This window comes from Candidatus Koribacter versatilis Ellin345, assembly GCF_000014005.1.
Lineage (GTDB): Bacteria > Acidobacteriota > Terriglobia > Terriglobales > Acidobacteriaceae > Korobacter > Korobacter versatilis_A.
The window spans coordinates 2,020,277-2,037,973 of sequence record NC_008009.1 but is presented as its reverse complement, the minus strand read 5'-3'; the positions used below and the strand labels follow the sequence as shown (position 1 = coordinate 2,037,973).

Here is a 17,697-nt window from a genome sequence, read left to right as displayed (position 1 = left end):
GGGAAATACCACCGCAATAGTAGAGAAATACTATTGACGGCGATTTTCATAATCGAAGCCAAAGTGGTTCCCAGCTCCGTTTGTGCCAGAGTCAAAACGATCGTCCCATTCCAGCCGGTAACGCACCGAGTCAAGATCATCCGGATAATGCTCGCCCACCGGATACGGATATGCCGACATCCTGTGGAATGGCAAGTCTGCCACCGTGAATGGCGTCGCCTCGTAGAAGTCCATGTCCTTCACGAAGCCATTCGCGTAGAAGAAATAGTCGCGCTTCCATCCTGCAGGCAGCTTAGGCAAGGCGGCGGGATCGAACTCAAGGTCCATATCTTCCCCGCTGCCAAAGATCACGTAATGGTCGTCCACTTGCTTCAGCAGTTCGGTCACGTCGCCGTAATGCGTGTAGTTCCCGCGCTCACGGGTGAAGGGCCCGGTCTTACTGGCCTTTTCGTAGATGTAAGTCAGATCACCCGGAGTTTCGCCGTCGACCTGCTGTGGATAGCCGCGGAACTGGAGGTCCGACGACAACAGCGGCAATTCGGTTACGCGGGTCTTCGCCGCCGGAGCCGCGTTGTCCACCAGCACCTGGTCCCAATAAATCTGAAGATTGGTCACGATACGAATCTTGCGCGTGTTCGCCGGCAACTTGCCGGTCAGGTCTACAGTGATCATGCGCGTCAATCCAGCCGGGAAACCCATGTCATCCACAACTCGCTTCCATGAACCATCCGGCATCTGCGCCTCAATATAAGGCGCAACCGGGTTGATTCCCGCCTGCCAAGCCGCGTACATCGAATTTGCGGTGAAGTACTCGATAAAGCCTTGCAGGAACAGCCGCAACGGCGCGTTCGGACTCCATTCACCGAGATCAAGCGTTAATGCGTGCTGCTTGGCATAACCAGCGTACGTAAGATTGCGGAAGTCGCGAACGTACTGATGATCGTTCTCGCGCACGAGATCGAGCACATCGTTCCCCGCGTCATCCCACGCCCCCACAGGCGGATGTGGCCTACCAGTCACAAAGACCTTGCCACTCGCGAACGGCGGCGCGCTCAGGAAGCGCTCGTCGGGATAAACATCAGCATTTGCGGGATGATCGACGGCCACGAGCCGCACCTGGTCAACGAAGTTCACTTCTTCCATCGGTTCGCCGAAGCGCAAGCTCAGCTTGCCGTTGCGCGCGCGCAACTGCGAACCTTCCACCTTCACCCATTCGTCGGGATCAGCGAGGTTTTTCTCCGTCGGCGAAATCCAGTGGCCGATGACTGCCGCACCGATCACGTCGGAGACAAACTCATACTTCTCGCCGTTCCACGCAAACAGCGTCGGACACGAACTCCCGCGACGATCGATCTCAAGGAAGTGGACCGGCTTATCCATCGCGATGTCTGTCTCGTCCTGCACCACACCGCCCGGCCAGAGCATTCGCACGATGTCGACCGCGCTGTTTTTGCCAATGCCAGCCAGAATCTCGTTCGGCCCTTGCGACATGTAGCCTGAACCGCCCACGATCTCCCATTTTTGCCAAAGACCGTCGGCAAAGACTTCGACCTTCGTTCCCAACGCGCTCTTGTTGTCGGCGAGACCAGCGAGGGTAATTCGCACAGAATGATTCGCACTCCCACCGTGGTTGTGCAGCACAACCGGTGCTGCATTCCCTTGGGAAACGATCAGATCGGCTGCACCGTCACTGTCCACATCGGCGGCAACAACTCCGCGCGGATTCTGCAGCTGAAGTTTGTCGAGACCAATCGCCTTCGACACATCGACAAACCCCGCTGATCCGGTATTTCGGAAGATCCGAACCGCGGGCCCCTTCGCCGTCTGCACGACTGCAGCGAGGTCGAGCCAACCATCGTTGTCCACGTCAATTGCGGTCACGCCCCACGCAGCTTGCGCGTCCGAAATTGGCAGCGCTACACGCTCAAAGTGCTTGCCATCCAAATTCTTCCAGAGCGAAATTCCCGGGGTGCCGTCGTGCGTAAGCACGACATCCATCCACCCATCTTTATTGAAGTCGAATACATACGCGCCGGTCGCGGGCGGCAGTTTCTCTTCATAGAGAGCGGACGTCTGGAACTTGCCTTCGCGCGGGTTGATATACGCCGTTGCACCCGTGTCGCCAGTGATGAGCAGATCCACAGCACGATCATTATTGAGATCGGTAAGCACAACGGACTTTGTGCTGCCAATGCCCTGCAGGCCACGTTCGGCAGCAACTTCCGTAAACGTACCGTTACCGTTATTGCGCCAGAGCACGTTGGTTCCCGCGGAGACTGCACTACCCGTTACGAACAGATCGAGATCGCCATCGTGGTCGTAATCCACCCACGACATTCCAGCCGGATGGTTCAACGCCGAAATTCCCGCAGCCTTCGTAACATTCTCGAACTTGCCATTGCCTAGGTTGCGGAAGAGCAGCAGTTGATCAGTAAACGCGACCGCCAGATCCGGATGACCGTCGTTGTCGAAATCGCCAACCGCGCAGGAGATCGCAGTCCCTTCAGCTTTCAACCCATGCTCTGCGGCTGACGCCTCTTTGAACTTGCCGCTACCGTCATTCAGGAAAACGCGAATCGCACTTGAACCGGAGCCGAGCGCCACTATGCCAAATTTTCCGTCGCCATTCACGTCCATCATGCACAGACCGGCAGTGTCGGCCGCCGTCGCGGCAACCGCTTGCGCCCCGCCTTGCAACGGCCGCGCTTCAAACGTCACCGGAATCATCGCGCCCACTTCCGGCGCACCAGTATGCACATCCTCCGCGAGCGAATAACGCCCCTGCTCGCCGTAAATCAACGTCATCGGCGAGGAGATCTTGTCTTTGGTCAGGTGCTCGAAGATGTGCAGGTGATCGCGCGCCTCTTCTACTTTTCCTGCGCGCTGCAAGGCCTTCGCAAGCCCAAATTCAGCGGACGCATGCAGCGGATTGATCTTCAGAGCACTCTTATAAGCGCCGATTGCATCCTCGTACTTCTGCAATTGCAGGTACAACGAGCCGATCATGTAGAAGGTGTCGGAGTCGTTGGGATCAATCGTCGTAACTCTATTGAAGTTCTCGATCGCAGCGTCGTACTTCCCTGCCCCACGATTCAGCAACCCGAGGTTGTACCAGACGCGCGGGTTCTTCGGCATCGCCTCGCCCGCCTTGTTCAGCGCGGCCTCGGACTCCGGCAGCTTCTGCAAATTCAGCAGCGCGATGCCTTTGTCGAGATATGCCACCGACAGCTTCGGGTCCTTCTCCAATGCGAGATCGAACTTCTCGACAGCTTTCTCCATGCGCTGCTGGTTCATCAGCGCCACGCCGATATTGTTCAATCGCGCCGCTTCGGCAGGATCGGGTTTGTGGTCGGCAGCAATAGCAAACGAACAACTAAGCGCAAGAACAGCAAAAATGCCGATGGGCTTTCGCACAGAGATGAGTCCTAAGGGAAACGAGATTGGATGATTATAAGAGCAGCGCCGCGCGGATTTTCGCAGCATGCAATCCGGCGGCGCTGGTTTATTTCAAGTCGTGAGTTTTCCCGTAAGCAGGTAGTTTTGCGCCGGAATGCCAAAAGCGTCGGCAACCCGGTTGAAAAACGCAAACATCGCGATGATGTAAACCGCCTCGGAAATCTGGTCTTCTGTGAAGCCTACTTCGCGCAGCTTCTCCACGTCTTCAGCAGTCGAGCGGCTGGCGCGTTCGGTAATTGTCTCGGTATAGCGCATCAATGCCAACTCGGCATCGGATAATCCTGCCTCCTCGAGTTTCCCTTCGAAGATGGCCTCCACACACTTGTCATCGGCTCCCTGGACACGCAGGAAGAAGGCGTGGCTGTCCAGTCAATACGGACACCGATTGAGATAGGAGACATAGCTGGCGATCATCTCCTTATGCCGCCGTGACAAATGCCCTTCCGAGAAATGAATGGTATTGGAGAAGTCCACCACCTGGCGCAGAAAGTCCGGCCGAGACCCGAAACACTTAATGATGCCCGGCACCTTCGTCCGACCCGAGCCCGCGCGCCAGTAGTCGTACGCGGCAAGGGTATCCCCAGTTGCTTCGGCATCTTCCGTAAGACGAATCTTTGTTGCCGGCGGGTCTTGATCACTCATGGAATGGTTCCCTACCTAAGAAGCTTTTTGGTCCGCAATCGGTTCCAGCGCAGCTGGTGATGTCTTCCGATGCACCAGAGCGTACACGGGCAAACCAAGCAACACAACGCCAAGCCCGGTAAACGCCTGCACGGGATCGTGCCCGACGATGAGCGCCAGCACAACTACAACGAGCACCAGAAAGAATACTGGCGTAATCGGATATCCCGCGGTCTTCACCACGCCGTCGGGGATTCCCTTTCGACGAAACACGAAAACCGTGCTCAGCGCCAGACCGAGAAAAATCACCGCCGGGAACATGAAGTACGACAGGATCTGTCCAAAGCTGCCAAGCACGATCAGCAGCGATGCCATCACCACTTGCACTGCGATCGCCCTCGACGGCGTACCGAACTTCGGATGCGTCTCCGCCACTGCAGAGAAGAACAGCCCATCCCGAGCCATCGCGAAATAAACACGCGGCGAAACCATGATCAGCACGGCGAGGCTACCCAATACGCAGATCACCACCGCCGCAGATAACAGCTGCGCGCCCGGCCCGCCGAACAGCACTTCCCCCGCCTGTGCCACGAACCCCTTGTCCGATACGACCTTTTCCAGCGGCACAAGATACACGAACACGCCCGTGATGATGACGTAAGCTGCCGTCACTCCAAGCACTCCCGCCACCAACGCGCGCGGCAATATCCGCTCAGGGTTCTTCATCTCGCCGGCAATCTTGCTGACGTCCCACCATCCGCCAAACGAAAAGAATGCCGCCACCGTCGCGACAGCCAGCGCCGGCCCAAGGGGCATGGATCCAGTTCTCTGCTGAACGAATGGCGTGAAGTTGTGCGACGACCCCAAGTGAAATAGCAGCCCACGGAGCACCAGCGCGCCGAGCACCGCGAACTTCAGCCAGGTCACAATGCGAAGCAATCCCGCGCTCACGCGGAGGTTCACAATGTTCAGCAGGCCCAGCGCCAGCACAGAACTGACCGCCACAATCTTCGTGCCGACTCCGCCCCATCCAAAGATGTACGACCCATAGGTCGCCATTCCCACGGCCATCGCTGCCGTAATCCCCGGATCCATCACCAGCAGCGACATCCATCCGTACAGAAACGCGATTCGCTTGCCAAATCCCTCGCGCAGGTAAACGTACAGACCGCCGTCTTCCGGATACCGCGTAGAGAGTTCGCCGAAGCAGAGAGCACCGCTGAGCGCCATAGCGGCCATCAGCATCCACACCGCGAGCAACCAGAATGGCGAACCAAGCGCCTTCGCCATTCCGGCCGGAGTCAGGAATATCCCGATCGCAATCGACTCGCCCACAACCGTGGCAACAGCCGATCCCAACCCCAGTTCACGTCGTAACCTTTGTTGGTTCCCGATGCTCCCCACTCCTAGAAGTTAAACCGCGCTGCCAACTGGAAGGCCCGTGCGCCACCCGAGCCAAACACCCCACCCGCCGTTGTCTTCGGCATGCCGAACGTCGACGACGTGAGGTATCCAGCGCTGGTCGGATCGTTACTATCGCGCACCAACACGTTGTTGTATCCCGAGTAATTCGTATTCGATACGCCCAGCACGTTCGTCGTGTTGAAGACGTTAAAGCATTCGCCCAGCACTTCGAGCGACATCCTGTCTCCCAACCGGAACGTCTTCGACAACCGCATATCGAACGAGTTGAACGAATCGCCAAACTTGGCATTCGGACTCACCAGCGGAAGCAACGTTCCGTTCGATCCGCCCGCCGCATTCAACTGCGTGATGAACGCATTCAGCTCCGCTGCATTGTGGAACTCGCGCCCACCCGCGTTGCGTTGCATCTCCGGCACACGTGAACTTCCATCGGGAAGCTGGATATCCATCGGCACACCCGAAGCCAGCGTCCACAACGGCGAGAACTGGATTCCATACGGCAACGAAACCGTCGCGGCCGTTACCCAGCGATGCCGCTGGTCATTCGGCGTCGGTCCGTATTCGCGATGCAGATCTGTCGGATCAATCGGCCCATTCGCAAACGGAATCTGGTCGTCGTTGGCATAGTTCAACGACTTCGAAAGCGTATAAGCCGAATGCAGGTTGAAGTGGTTCGAGAACTTATGGTCCACGGTTAGGAACAGCGCGTCGTAATGCGTGTTCACGGCCGACTCAAGAATCTTCACCGTGTCGGGTCCACCAACCACAGGGTTGTAAACCGTGCCCACTGGCACGCCGATGATGAAGTGTTGTCCAAAGTCGTGCATTCCATCGGCACGTACAACCCAGTTCTTCAGGAACTCCCACTGCACTCCGAGATTGAATTGCTGCACCATCGGGTTCTGCATCTGGTTGCTGATGGCGTAAATTCCACCCGCGCCCGCGCCGGGAAGAATGAATCCCGTAAACGGATCCGCGAGTGTCGGCGTCACACCCGGGATGAAGGTCCCATCCGGATTCATATATCCCGGAAAGACATTTCCTGCATGCACATCAATCGCCAGCGCGCGACCATCTTCGCCGCGCTCCAACGACACAATTTCCAGCACGATGCGGTCGTAGTACATCCCGTATCCGCCATGCACGCTCAACGTCCCCGGCTTGTTGGCCCAGTTGAAACCAATGCGTGGCCCGAAGTTCGTATAGTCCGCCGAACGATCGCCGTGCAGGAACGGCTTTGCCAGCGGATTGATCTCGTCATAATGTCCAACGTTCTTCACGTCGGTATCGAGCTCCCATCGCAGACCGACGTTCAACGTCAACTGCGGATGCACCCGCCAGTCGTCCTGCGCGAACAACGCAACATAGTTGTTGTCGGCATCAGGAATAATCAGCGGGCGCGTCGGCGTATGGCTGACCAGCCCTACTGCAAACAGCAGATCGTTGTCGTTCACCACTCCATCGCCATTGCGATCGAAGTCTGGAAAATCTTCCACGGCGTTCACAATTCCCTGCTGGAAGACGCCAAGGTTAAAGTCGGATCCCACGCGCTGCATCTGCGCACCAAACTTAAGATTGTGCTTGCCGTGGGTCCAATCCAGCGTGTCCCCCCACAACAAGCGTTGCTGGTGCGTCGCCTGCGGCACGCGATACGACGAACCCGCCTCGATACTCGGGAAATTAATCTGCGGCCCGGTACCGTTCGCCACCGTGTCGTTCTGGAAGAGGTTCACGGCGAATTGCGCGCGATTCACCAATGCAGCCGAAATCACGCGCGTCCAGTTCGTGTTGATGTCGTGGAAGCGGTTCGTCGAAGCCTGCGTCTGCGACGCCGTGCCGAGCGCGCGGTCGGTCGCGCTATTGGAGGTCCCTTCGAAGCTCTCGGTGGAGTAGCGCGTCGAGAGCGTGTCCTTCGACGAAATCGCCCAGTCAAACTTCGCTGTCCCCAACGCATCCGTCAGCGGCGCAGCAGCAAAGGTCGTGTGAATAGACTGCGTTGCCAGATCGCGCTCGCCCACCAAAATGCCGCCCATCTGGTCGCGATATTCGAAAGACGTAAACCACCACGCCTTGTCCTTCACCACAGGTCCGCCGATGGAGCCGGTGTACTGATCGCGCCTGAATGGCGGCGTATCTCCAACACTCTGTCCAAACGAATTGGGTTTTGCCTGCAGTGCCGCATCGCGTGCAAAGATCGCTGCGGTCCCGTGCAGATCGTTGGTGCCCGATTTCGTAAGGATGTTCACCACCGACGAAGTCGATCGCCCCAATTCCGCCGAGAACCGGTTCGTCGCAATCTGAAATTCCTGCACTGCATCCTGCGGAATGTTCACCAGCATTCCGCCCACCACATCATCGTTGTTGTCTGACGCATCAATCGTGATGTTCTGACCGCGTCCAAGCTGTCCCGTCGAAGAAACCAAAACGGTGTCTGACTTTGTCGGGTCATACAGCGGCGCCGGCGCATTCCCCGGCATCAGCAATGCGAGTTCCAGGAAGTTACGGCCATTCAGGGGGAGGGCATCAATCTGCTTCGAATCCACCACGCCGTCCACCACGGACGAGCTCGTCTCCACCAGCGGAATCGCGCCCGAAACGTCAATATGTTGTTCCGACTGCGCCACCCGCACTTCCGCGCGCAGGTTCGCCTGTTGACCTACAGTTATGCGCACTGTCGCGGTGGTCACGGCAAATCCATCCGCCTTTATCGTCAGGTCATACTCACCCGGAGCAAGATCGTTAAACACGAAAATCCCTGCCTTCGTGCTCAGAGCCTCTCGTTGCATCCCAGTGGCCTTGTTCTGCGCGCTGACCTTTGCGCCCCCAATCACTGCTCCCGACGGATCGACAACCGTCCCCGTCAGGGTAGCAGTGCCCAATTCTTGACCAAACGACGCAAGCGCGCATAGCAGCGCGAAAACCAGCACCTGAATTTTCTTCAAAACGTCCCCCCACAAAGCGCTACAAATGTTCAATGGTTGCGCGACTCTACGGGGGATGTGACTTGAAGAGCAATAATGAAAAAATACTAGCGACGTGGAATTCTCGTTTCTTCCTCGATTCCTTAATTCACGATACATTGCTTGCGGAGGCCCGGCCCGCAGATGAAACGCTTCGTCGCATCCATCCCTCTCGTAATAATTTTTCTTAGCATCATTGCTGCCGCGCAAGAATCCCCAAAGCCGCCGGACATCAACGCCTACGCGCCAACCCCGCCGATGGGATGGAACACGTGGAACAAGTTCGCCTGCAATGTTGACGAGAAACTCATTCGTGGCGCCGCCGATGCACTCGTCTCCTCTGGCATGAAAGACGCTGGTTACCATTACCTCGTCATTGACGACTGCTGGCAAGTCAGCCGCGACGGGAAAGGCAACATCGTTGCCGATCCACAACGATTCCCTTCCGGCATCAAGGCCCTCGCCGCGTACGTCCACCACAAAGGACTGAAATTCGGTATCTACTCCGACATCGGCACCAAGACTTGCCAAGGCCGGCCCGGAAGCCGGGGCCATGAATTTCAAGACGCCCTGCAATACGCCGCATGGGATGTCGACTATCTCAAACTCGATTGGTGCAACACTGGCACCCAGAACGCCCCAGCCTCGTACAAAACCATGCGCGATGCGATTGATGCCACGGGCCGTCCCATCGTTCTAAGCATCTGCGAATGGGGCAAGAGCAAGCCGTGGCTCTGGGCCAAAGACACCGGTAATCTCTGGCGCACCACCGACGACATTCAGGATCGCTGGGCCGGCAAGAAAAAATGGGATGAAGCCTCATGCTGCTCCAACGGCATGCTCGACATTCTCGATGAAGAAGCCGACATCGCCAGTTACGCCGGTCCCGGACACTGGAACGATCCCGACATGCTCGAGGTCGGCAACGGCGGCATGACCAACGTCGAATATCGTTCCCACTTCAGCCTATGGGCAATCCTCGCTGCGCCTCTCATGGCCGGCAACGATCTCACCAACATGCGCCCCGAAATTCGCGAAATCTTGACCAACAAAGAAGTGATCGCCGTAGATCAAGACCCGCTCGGCAAGCAGGGCGTTCGCGCAGCGAAGAACGGCGATCTCGAAATCTGGAGCAAAGTGCTTGCCGACGGATCTCGCGCCGCTGTCCTCCTCAACCGCAGTGCATCGGAACAAGAGATCACCGCGCGATGGATCGACCTCGGTTATCCCGCGACACTCTCCGTGAGGGTCCGAGACCTCTGGGCGCACAAAGATCTCGGTTCTTTCAAAGACAAGTTTTCCGCCAAAGTTCCATCGCACGGTGTCGTTATGATTCACCTGCAACCGTAACGCGACTTGCCAATGCTGTTTGAATCCCGTATGTTGTCGCGAAGTGCTGGCAATTTGTTAGTGCTGGAAAAGCAAAGGTCAGAGTAATCCGGAATGAGCGAAACCGAAGTTGCAGTTCCGAAGCAAGCGAAGAAGAGCCGCCGCCGCATGTGGCTGACGATCGCGTCCGTTGTGTTCGTCGCCTGGATTGGTTTCGTTTGCTACATCAACTGGGCCATGCACCAGTCACCGGAAGTTTTCGGCAGCGTGATGAAACGCATGCCCATGCCCGCATACTTCCTCTTCCCCTTCGAAACCATGTGGGGACGCGCGCGTCACGGCACACTCGAAGTCGGAAGCCATGCACCCGATTTCGACCTCGAAGCCTACGACAAGAGCGGACGCGTGCAACTCTCCAGCTTCCGCGGTAAACAACCCGTTGTCCTCGTCTTCGGCAGCTACACCTGACCGCCCTTCCGGCGGGAGGTTCCCGCCCTCAACAAGCTCGCGGAAAGCTATTCCGGCAAGGTCGCCTTCTACGCCGTCTACATTCTTGAAGCGCACCCCACCGACGTTTGGCAGATGCAGAGCAACGTAAAAGACAACGTGCTCTTCGCCAGCCCAAAGACGCTCGAAGAACGCGCCTCCGTTGCCGGAAGCTGCGTCCGCAAGCTTGGCATCAAGTTTCCTGCCGTCTTAGACGGCATCGACAATACGACCGAGAAGGCCTACACCGGATGGCCTGACCGTCTCTACCTCATCGATCGCGACGGCAAAATCGCTTACAAGAGCAGGCCCGGACCGTTCGGTTTCCATCCAGACGATTTGGAAAAAGCGCTCAAAAGCTTGCCTCCAACCGGCTAAAGATCGGCGCTTCGCATCAGCCGCATCGCTTCGCATCAGTGCACCGCTTCGCATCAACCGCATCGCTTCGCATCAACTGCATCGCTTCGCATCAACTGCATCGCTTTGTATCAGGGCAGCGCTTCAGCGCTGCCGACCTGGACTCCCTGAATAATCAGGGGCTTTAGCCCCTGCGACTCCCAATCCATTCCACGATCTCTGCGCTATCCTTAAATCGTGAAATATGTCTTCTTCACCTTACTGCTCGCGGCCACCATTTCTGCCTGCGCCCAGGAGATTCGCGTCGCCGCAGCCTCCGACCTTTCGTCTGTCATGCCGGATCTCGCAAAGAAATTTGACGCGAGCTCTTCGTGCAAGACAATCGTCTCCTTCGGATCGTCCGGCAATTTCTATCAGCAGCTTCAGAGCGCCGCCCCCTTCGATGTCTTCCTTTCTGCGGACAAGCAGTACCCGCAGAAACTCCAGGACGCGGGATTAACCCTCCCCGGCACACTGACGGAATACGCGTCCGGCAAGCTCGTGCTCTGGGCGCGAAAAGAATCTCACCTCGATCTCTCCAAGGGACTGAAGGCGCTCACCGCAACCACCGTCAAGAGAATCGCAATCGCGAACCCGCAACACGCACCCTATGGCCGTGCCGCCATCGCTGCGCTGAATACTGCCGGCGTCTACGACAAAATTTCCGCCAAGCTGGTATTCGGAGAGAATGTCTCGCAGACTGCAGTCTTCGCACAAAGCGGCAACGCAGACGCCGGACTCATCCCGCTCTCCCTGGCGCTCACTGCCTCGATGAAGTCCGCTGGAAACTACGTCGAGATCCCAACCCCCGACTATCCACCCATCCGCCAGGCTGCGGTCGCGATGAAGAACTCGAGAAATGCTGACTGCGCAAAGCGCTTTGTCACGTTCCTTACGTCAACCGACTCCAAGCAGCTTTTACAGCAGTTCGGTTTTTCCACCAATTAATAAGCGGCCCACATGGGGCCGCTCGTGGTGAGTTCATCGTTAAGCAACCTTCTCCCGATTGCTCTTGCTAGCGTCGTGCTTCAGGATCTTGCGATCGCCCACCGGTGTTGAATCCACTCTCGAAGTCTTCTCTGTCCCCGGAATCGGATCGTAAGCACGCACATCAAGAGCATTTCCATTATCTGGGCCGACGATTTGCAACCCGTGACTCTGGTTCCAGGGTCCAACATGGTCGGTTTCGCCGTCGTCACCTGTCCCCGTCGAAGCGTTTACATACTGATCTACGAGGTGCGGAGTCGGCGCAATCGTCCCGATCGAGAACGGCGGTTTCTCCATGCTCTCCAGTGCAGCGCTGAAGGCTCTCATGTGGGTGATCTCGCGGGTCATCAGGAACTGCAGCGCCTGCTTCGTACCGGCGTCATCCGTGAACCCGATCAGCCGCTCATACACAATCTTTGCTCGCGCTTCGGCAGCGATGTTACTGCGAAGGTCAACCGCGAGATCGCCTGTAATCTTCAGGTAGTCTGCTGTCCAGGGCGCACCGATCGAATTGTTTAAACACACTCCGCCTCCCCCGGCAATCGCGACCAGCGGATCCGCTTCAGCCGCCGTTCGCTCCGTCTTCATCGGTCGCAAGTGCATCCGGATCAGGTTCCCGACCACTTCCAGGTGGCTGAGTTCTTCCGTTCCAATATCGAGCAACATGTCTTTGCGCGCCATGTCCTCGCAGTTCCAGCCTTGAATCGAGTACTGCATCGCCGCAGCGAGTTCTCCGTTCGCCCCGCCAAATTGTTCCAACAGCATGTTGCCGAAGCGTGGGTCAGGCGCATCGACGTGGACCGTATACATCAATTTTTTCACGTGGTGGTACATCAGAAACTCCTCACCTCGAAAGTGCTCGAGCTTGTTTGTGGATCGCTGATCGTGCTGGATTGATTCGCTGATCGTAGGAGTCTGATCCTCCCCGCCACGTTGGCTGTCTACCCGCATCAATCGCGAGCTGACACGAAATCCTCGAATCTTGTCCTGTTTCAGGGCAGCGCTTCAGCGCTGCCGAAACCAAGCTATAAAAATCCGGAGCCTCACCCTGCATCGCGTAAGCCTCCAAATCCTCTTCGTATCCCTCCTCTCTCTCTTGTCATTCAGAGGAGGGCCCAGCCCGACGAAGAATCTGCTGTTCCTCTCGAATACCGCAAGGGTCGAATCCGCTGTAACAATGTGTGGTTCGTATCAGGGCAGCGCTTCAGCGCTGCCGAACCCACACCATAGAAATCCGGAGCCTCACCCTCGCGTGAGCCTCCAACCCTCTTCGCCTCCATCCTCTCTCTCTTGTCATTCAGAGGAGGGCGCGAGCCCGACGAAGAATCTGCTGTTCCTCTCGAATACCACAAGGGCCGGTATCCGCCGCAACGATGTGTGCTTCGTATCAGGGCAGCGCTTCAGCGCTGCCGAAACTGCCAGACGATTAGCAATTTTTCATCCCCCGCACCCGATTTCTCCCTTCAGAGTTCTCCCTCCCTGCCGATGGACTCCCCAGCGCGAGCCTCCTCAAGGCAAGTGAAGGAGAAGTCATGAATTGGTTTTACAATCTCAAGCTCTCGAGCAAGCTGCTCCTCAGCTTTCTTCTAGTAGCAGGTATTGCAGCCATCATTGGCTACGTCGGCCTTAGCAGTACCAACCGGGTAAATTCCGGCAGCCATGAAATGTATGCCAACGCCTTTGTTCCGGTACGCGAACTGGCCGCCAGCCGTGGCTCCTTTCTCGACGCGCGCATCCGCTCGCGCTCTGTACTCTCCGTGGAATCCAGGGAAGAACGCCGGCGCGAGTACGACTCGTTCAAAGCGGATCTCCAGGCCTCCAACGATCACCTGTCGAAATATCTTGCGACGGACCTGTCTCCGGCTGAGAAACCAATCGCCACCCAGTTGCAGGCGCTCCTTGCGGAGTATCTCCAAACCACCGCTCCCGCTCTTGATCTAGCAATGGATGGCAAGGACCATGATGCGGAAAAGGTCCTCAATGGTCGCACCCGCGCTGCCGCAGCCGAAGCAGTCGATGCCTACCAGAAGCTCGTTGATATCAACGTGGAGATTGGCGAGAAGCGCGAAAAAGAAAATAGCGCACTCGCGGCTTCCGCGACTCAGCAAATCGTCGGATTCATGGTCTTCGGCGTGTTCGCCGCTATCGCTTTAGGATGGTTCCTGACACGGCTGATTGTGGGCCCGGTACGCGAACTTCAGGCCACCGCGACGAAACTTGCCGCTGGCGATGTCGAAGTCGACATCAAGGCCAATACCAACGATGAGCTTGGCAAACTCGCGCAATCCATCGCAGCCTTGGCCGCCACCATCAAAGATCGCGCTCAAGCCGCCCAGCATATCGCCCAGGGCGATCTGCAGCTTCAAATCAAGCCCGCGTCCGACAAGGACGTCCTCGCCAAGAGCTTGCAGTCACTCGTCGATACGCTCAACGGCCTCATGCAGGAGATGTCCACCATGTCCAGCGCCCACGACGCTGGAGACATCGACGCCGCTATCAATGCCGCCAAATTCCAGGGTGCTTATCAGATGGTCGCCAGCGGCATCAACAACATGGTCGCCGGCCACATCGTCGTCAAGAAGAAGGCGATGGCCTGCCTTGCCGAATTCGGTCGCGGCAACTTCGAAGCCCCCCTCGAGAGATTCCCCGGCAAGAAAGCCTTCATCAACGACACCATCGAACAAGTTCGCGCAAACCTCAAGAGCCTCATCGCCGACACCAACACGCTCTCCGATGCCGCCATCCAGGGACGGCTCGGCACCCGTGCCGATGCCACCCGGCATCAAGGCGACTTCCGCAAGATCGTCCAGGGCGTCAACTACACCCTCGACACTATCGTCGGCAAGTTCGACGCCATCCCTAAACCCATCCAGTTCATCGACAGCCAGTTCAAGGTCCAGTACATGAACAAGGCCGGCCTCGAATTGATGGGCAAGAGCGCCGAAAGCGCAATTGGCTCGCGCTGCAGCTACAACACCAGCGCCTGCGGAACCGAGAAGTGTACCTGCGCGCAGGCCATGAAGATCGATGGCCTCACCAGGATCGAAACCCAGGCCCGCATCCAGGGCAAACAGTACGACTTCACCTGCTGCGCCGTTCCCTTGAAGGACGGCAATGGCCGCACCATCGGCGCTTTCGAACTCATGGACGACGAAAGCCTGATCAAGACCACTATGCGGAAGGCGGACAAAGTCGGAGACTATCGCGCGCGTCAGGCGCAGAAGCTCTCCGACGCCCTGAAGGAACTAGCGCAGGGAAACTTGAATGCGCTCATGGTTACCGATGCCAGCGATGCCGATACCGACGAAGCGCGCAAGACGTACGAAGTCATCTCCGACGCCTTCGCCAAATCCGCCGCAGCCTTCCGCGGCGCCATGATGGACATTGGCCGTACCACTGAGGCCCTGCTCGAAGCCGCGACCATGCTCAACAACGTTAGCCAGCAGATGACCGCGAGCGCCGACGAGACCGCTACGCAAGCCAATGTCGTCTCCGCAGCGAGCGAGCAGGTCAGCCGCAACGTGCAGACCGTCGCCAGCGGCGCCGACCAGATGGGCGCTTCCATCAAGGAGATCGCCAAGAACACCGCCGAAGCCACCCGCGTCGCCAACTCCGCGGTGCAGACCGCAGAAGCCACCAACCAGAACATCGGTAAGCTCGGCCAGAGCAGCGCCGAGATCGGCCAGGTCATCAAGGTCATCACCTCGATCGCCCAGCAGACCAACCTGCTCGCCCTTAACGCCACCATCGAAGCCGCACGCGCCGGAGAAGCCGGCAAGGGCTTCGCAGTGGTCGCCAACGAAGTCAAGGAACTCGCCAAGGAGACAGCCAAAGCCACCGAAGACATCGGTCGCAAGATCGAAGCCATCCAAACCGACACCACTGGCGCAGTCTCGGCCATCGCCGAGATCGGCGCTGTCATCAACCAGATCTCCGACATCCAGACCACCATCGCCAGCGCTGTCGAAGAGCAAAGCGTCACCAGCAACGAGATCAGCCGCAACCTCGCCGAAGCCGCCAAGGGCAATGTGGACATCACCCGCAACGTCACCGGCGTGGCCGAAGCAGCTCGCGTCACGACCACGGGCGCAGCCGAAACCCAGAAGTCCGCGAAGTCTCTCGAGCGGATGGCAGTCGAGCTCAAGAAGCTGGTCTCGCGCTTCAAGTATGACGGCGAACAGAACTCGCGCTCGCTCGCCGTATCGTCGCGCGCCGACCGCATGCCCGCGACGTCCATGATCCAGTAGCCGCCTCTGCATCTCTGCCCGGCGAGAACTTCGCCGGGCGTTTTTATTACCCGCGCGCTAGCTTCGCAGTCACAATCGCCTGCCCTACGTGGCGCTGCGTGTGGTCGGCGACGTGGACCAGCAAACCTCCAAGCGTAGCCGGCAGTTGCTTCTTCCCAACCACCCGCGGTGATTCCAGTTCCGTCGGCGAGAACGCGCGAATGCGTCCCGCTGCCTCGGCAAGACTCCTGTCGAGCATCGCCATCAGCGTTGCGGTGTTTCCGCCCTGCTGATCTTCTGCTTTTAGATACTCGAGTTGTTCTGCCGACAACTGTTTCTCTTCCGCGTAAGTCAGCAGCCGGTCGATGCTCCCCACAATGTGGCGCAACTGGAACGCCACCGAAGCAATCTTCCCGTGCGCTCGGTTCACCTCTTCGTCCGTCAGCGAGTCGCACCAGCGATGCAGGTCTTCACCGGCGAGCTCGAGCGCGTGCAGCACGGCGCGCTGGACCGCGGCAACATCGGTCAGCGTTCCGCGCAACCAGGGTTCCGAAACTTGTGCATTCATCAAAATTTCCCCAAACAAATCGGGACACTCATCGTGTCCCGACCTGTCCAAAATTTCCAAGGAGTTAAGGAGCTTCAATCAATTCCATCTTCCCGTCTTTCCGACGATGCAGAACATTCACTCTTCCCTTTTTATCGCGAAACACAAACACTTCGCGATCGCGGAATTCACATTCCTTCACCGCTTCTTCCACGGTCATCGGCCGCAGCGCGACAGCGTCCTGCGAGCGCGTAAGGTGTGCCTCCGTCGTCCGTGTAACCGACGGAAACTTGTGCACCATCACCGGCACCGCGGTTGTCGCCGTCGATCCCACGGCGATAGTCAGCGCCTGCTCGCCCTCCGACGTCTCCTTCCAATCCGCTTTGCCCTTGCGCTTAATGTTCCTCCGGCGATTGTTGTGTTTCAGTGCCTGCTTCTCAATATGCTCCAACGCTTCGCCGATCGCCGTCCGCATGTCGGTGGACTCCCCCAGCCCCACCAGATCCTGGGCGCGGCGCTTGATCGTAATTTCCGCGAGGTTGCGATGTTTCTCGACCGAAAGAATGACCTTGCTTTTGAAACTCTCACCCAAAATCTTGGTGAGCTTTTCGAGGCCCGATTCCACCTCCTTACGAACGGCGGGAGTGATGTTGTACTGTCTGCCAATGACTTCTACGTTCATTGCTCCCCTCCTTGTTTCGTACCGCGTCTAGCGCACGGCGGGCGCAAAACTATTGCAAAATGCCCAGCCGGCACGCTTATTTGACGCCCGCTTACCACCTCGGGCAACAGGAATTTCTCACAGGTCAGTTACATTCCGGCAAATCAGGAAAATCCCAGATTCGATTCCCCTAATCTTTCGTGGCAACCTTCGTGCCTCCCCTCCCACACGGAGGCCCAAAATGATCAGCGGAATCACCCCCGATCTCTATCGCGCCCAGATATTGAACTCGATGCAGCCATTCCCGTCGGCAACCGCCAGCACCCTAAGCACGCCCGGAAATTTCGCCGAACTCCTGCCCACCCCCACGTCTCCGGATGCCGCCACCGCCGCCACCCCAGCCACCACCGCGACGAGCCCTTCCCCCACGCAGCAGCACACCCACACTCACCATGCCCACCACTCCGGCGCCCACAAACTCCTCGACGACCTAACCACCATCGCCACTACAGCCGCCGAAGCCTACACGTTAAGCGCAGCCCCCATCCCCTCCGCCGCCGCCCACGCCCTCAGGACCCTGGCCTAAGCCCCCTGTCATCCTGA

General features: G+C 57.9%; 13 protein-coding genes and 1 pseudogene. 6 read left to right on the top strand and 8 right to left on the bottom strand.

Annotation, left to right across the window (positions count from 1 at the left end; genetic code table 11):
• Positions 1-30: 30 nt before the first annotated feature.
• From ACID345_RS08630 to ACID345_RS08610, 5 genes are all read right to left on the bottom strand, one after another.
• Positions 31-3,414 (bottom strand): FG-GAP-like repeat-containing protein, encoded by a 3,384-nt coding sequence (locus ACID345_RS08630; RefSeq protein ID WP_011522485.1) that lies wholly within the window; start codon positions 3,412-3,414, stop codon positions 31-33.
• Between the two features lie 93 nt (positions 3,415-3,507).
• Positions 3,508-3,774: a carboxymuconolactone decarboxylase family protein gene (locus tag ACID345_RS08625; RefSeq protein WP_011522484.1), complete on the bottom strand. Its 267-nt coding sequence runs from the start codon at positions 3,772-3,774 to the stop codon at positions 3,508-3,510.
• 51 nt (positions 3,775-3,825) lie between these two features.
• Positions 3,826-4,098: a carboxymuconolactone decarboxylase family protein gene (locus tag ACID345_RS08620; protein WP_011522483.1), complete on the bottom strand. Its 273-nt coding sequence runs from the start codon at positions 4,096-4,098 to the stop codon at positions 3,826-3,828.
• A 15-nt stretch (positions 4,099-4,113) separates the two neighbouring features.
• Positions 4,114-5,436: an APC family permease gene (locus tag ACID345_RS08615; RefSeq protein WP_011522482.1), complete on the bottom strand. Its 1,323-nt coding sequence runs from the start codon at positions 5,434-5,436 to the stop codon at positions 4,114-4,116.
• Between the two features lie 47 nt (positions 5,437-5,483).
• A complete protein-coding gene (locus ACID345_RS08610; RefSeq protein WP_011522481.1) occupies positions 5,484-8,444 on the bottom strand; it encodes a TonB-dependent receptor in 2,961 nt (986 codons plus the stop codon).
• Between the two features lie 162 nt (positions 8,445-8,606).
• Here ACID345_RS08610 and ACID345_RS08605 point away from each other — a divergent pair, with 162 nt between their 5' ends.
• The 4 genes and pseudogenes from ACID345_RS08605 (at position 8,607) to modA (ending at position 11,621) form a co-directional block, all read left to right on the top strand.
• A complete protein-coding gene (locus tag ACID345_RS08605; protein ID WP_041855556.1) occupies positions 8,607-9,812 on the top strand; it encodes a glycoside hydrolase family 27 protein in 1,206 nt (401 codons plus the stop codon).
• A gap of 93 nt (positions 9,813-9,905) precedes the next feature.
• Positions 9,906-10,259 carry a hypothetical protein gene (locus ACID345_RS08600; protein ID WP_011522479.1) on the top strand — a complete coding sequence of 118 codons (354 nt, stop codon included), beginning with the start codon at positions 9,906-9,908 and terminating at the stop codon, positions 10,257-10,259.
• Between the two features lie 12 nt (positions 10,260-10,271).
• Positions 10,272-10,655, top strand: a pseudogene (locus ACID345_RS08595) (deiodinase-like protein); the annotation flags it as partial.
• Positions 10,656-10,871: 216 nt separating this feature from the next.
• On the top strand, positions 10,872-11,621 hold the full coding sequence (gene modA / locus ACID345_RS08590) for a molybdate ABC transporter substrate-binding protein (protein ID WP_011522477.1): 750 nt from the start codon (positions 10,872-10,874) through the stop codon (positions 11,619-11,621).
• A 39-nt stretch (positions 11,622-11,660) separates the two neighbouring features.
• Here the strand turns inward: modA and ACID345_RS08585 are convergent, their stop codons facing one another.
• Complete coding sequence (locus ACID345_RS08585; RefSeq protein ID WP_011522476.1) at positions 11,661-12,494, bottom strand: manganese catalase family protein; 834 nt, start codon at positions 12,492-12,494, stop codon at positions 11,661-11,663.
• A 698-nt stretch (positions 12,495-13,192) separates the two neighbouring features.
• Here ACID345_RS08585 and ACID345_RS25305 point away from each other — a divergent pair.
• The gene (locus ACID345_RS25305) at positions 13,193-15,907 is read left to right on the top strand and encodes a methyl-accepting chemotaxis protein (protein ID WP_011522475.1); all 2,715 of its coding nucleotides are present in this window, start codon (positions 13,193-13,195) and stop codon (positions 15,905-15,907) included.
• A gap of 46 nt (positions 15,908-15,953) precedes the next feature.
• Here the strand turns inward: ACID345_RS25305 and ACID345_RS08575 are convergent, their stop codons facing one another.
• Together ACID345_RS08575 and hpf are read right to left on the bottom strand one after the other, a co-directional pair.
• The gene (locus tag ACID345_RS08575; protein WP_011522474.1) at positions 15,954-16,454 is read right to left on the bottom strand and encodes a DinB family protein; all 501 of its coding nucleotides are present in this window, start codon (positions 16,452-16,454) and stop codon (positions 15,954-15,956) included.
• Between the two features lie 64 nt (positions 16,455-16,518).
• On the bottom strand, positions 16,519-17,115 hold the full coding sequence (hpf, locus tag ACID345_RS08570; protein ID WP_011522473.1) for a ribosome hibernation-promoting factor, HPF/YfiA family: 597 nt from the start codon (positions 17,113-17,115) through the stop codon (positions 16,519-16,521).
• Positions 17,116-17,335: 220 nt separating this feature from the next.
• Between hpf and ACID345_RS08565 the strand changes: the two genes are divergently transcribed.
• Positions 17,336-17,680, top strand: coding sequence for a hypothetical protein (locus ACID345_RS08565; RefSeq protein WP_041855555.1), 345 nt, complete (start codon positions 17,336-17,338; stop codon positions 17,678-17,680).
• Positions 17,681-17,697 lie beyond the last annotated feature (17 nt).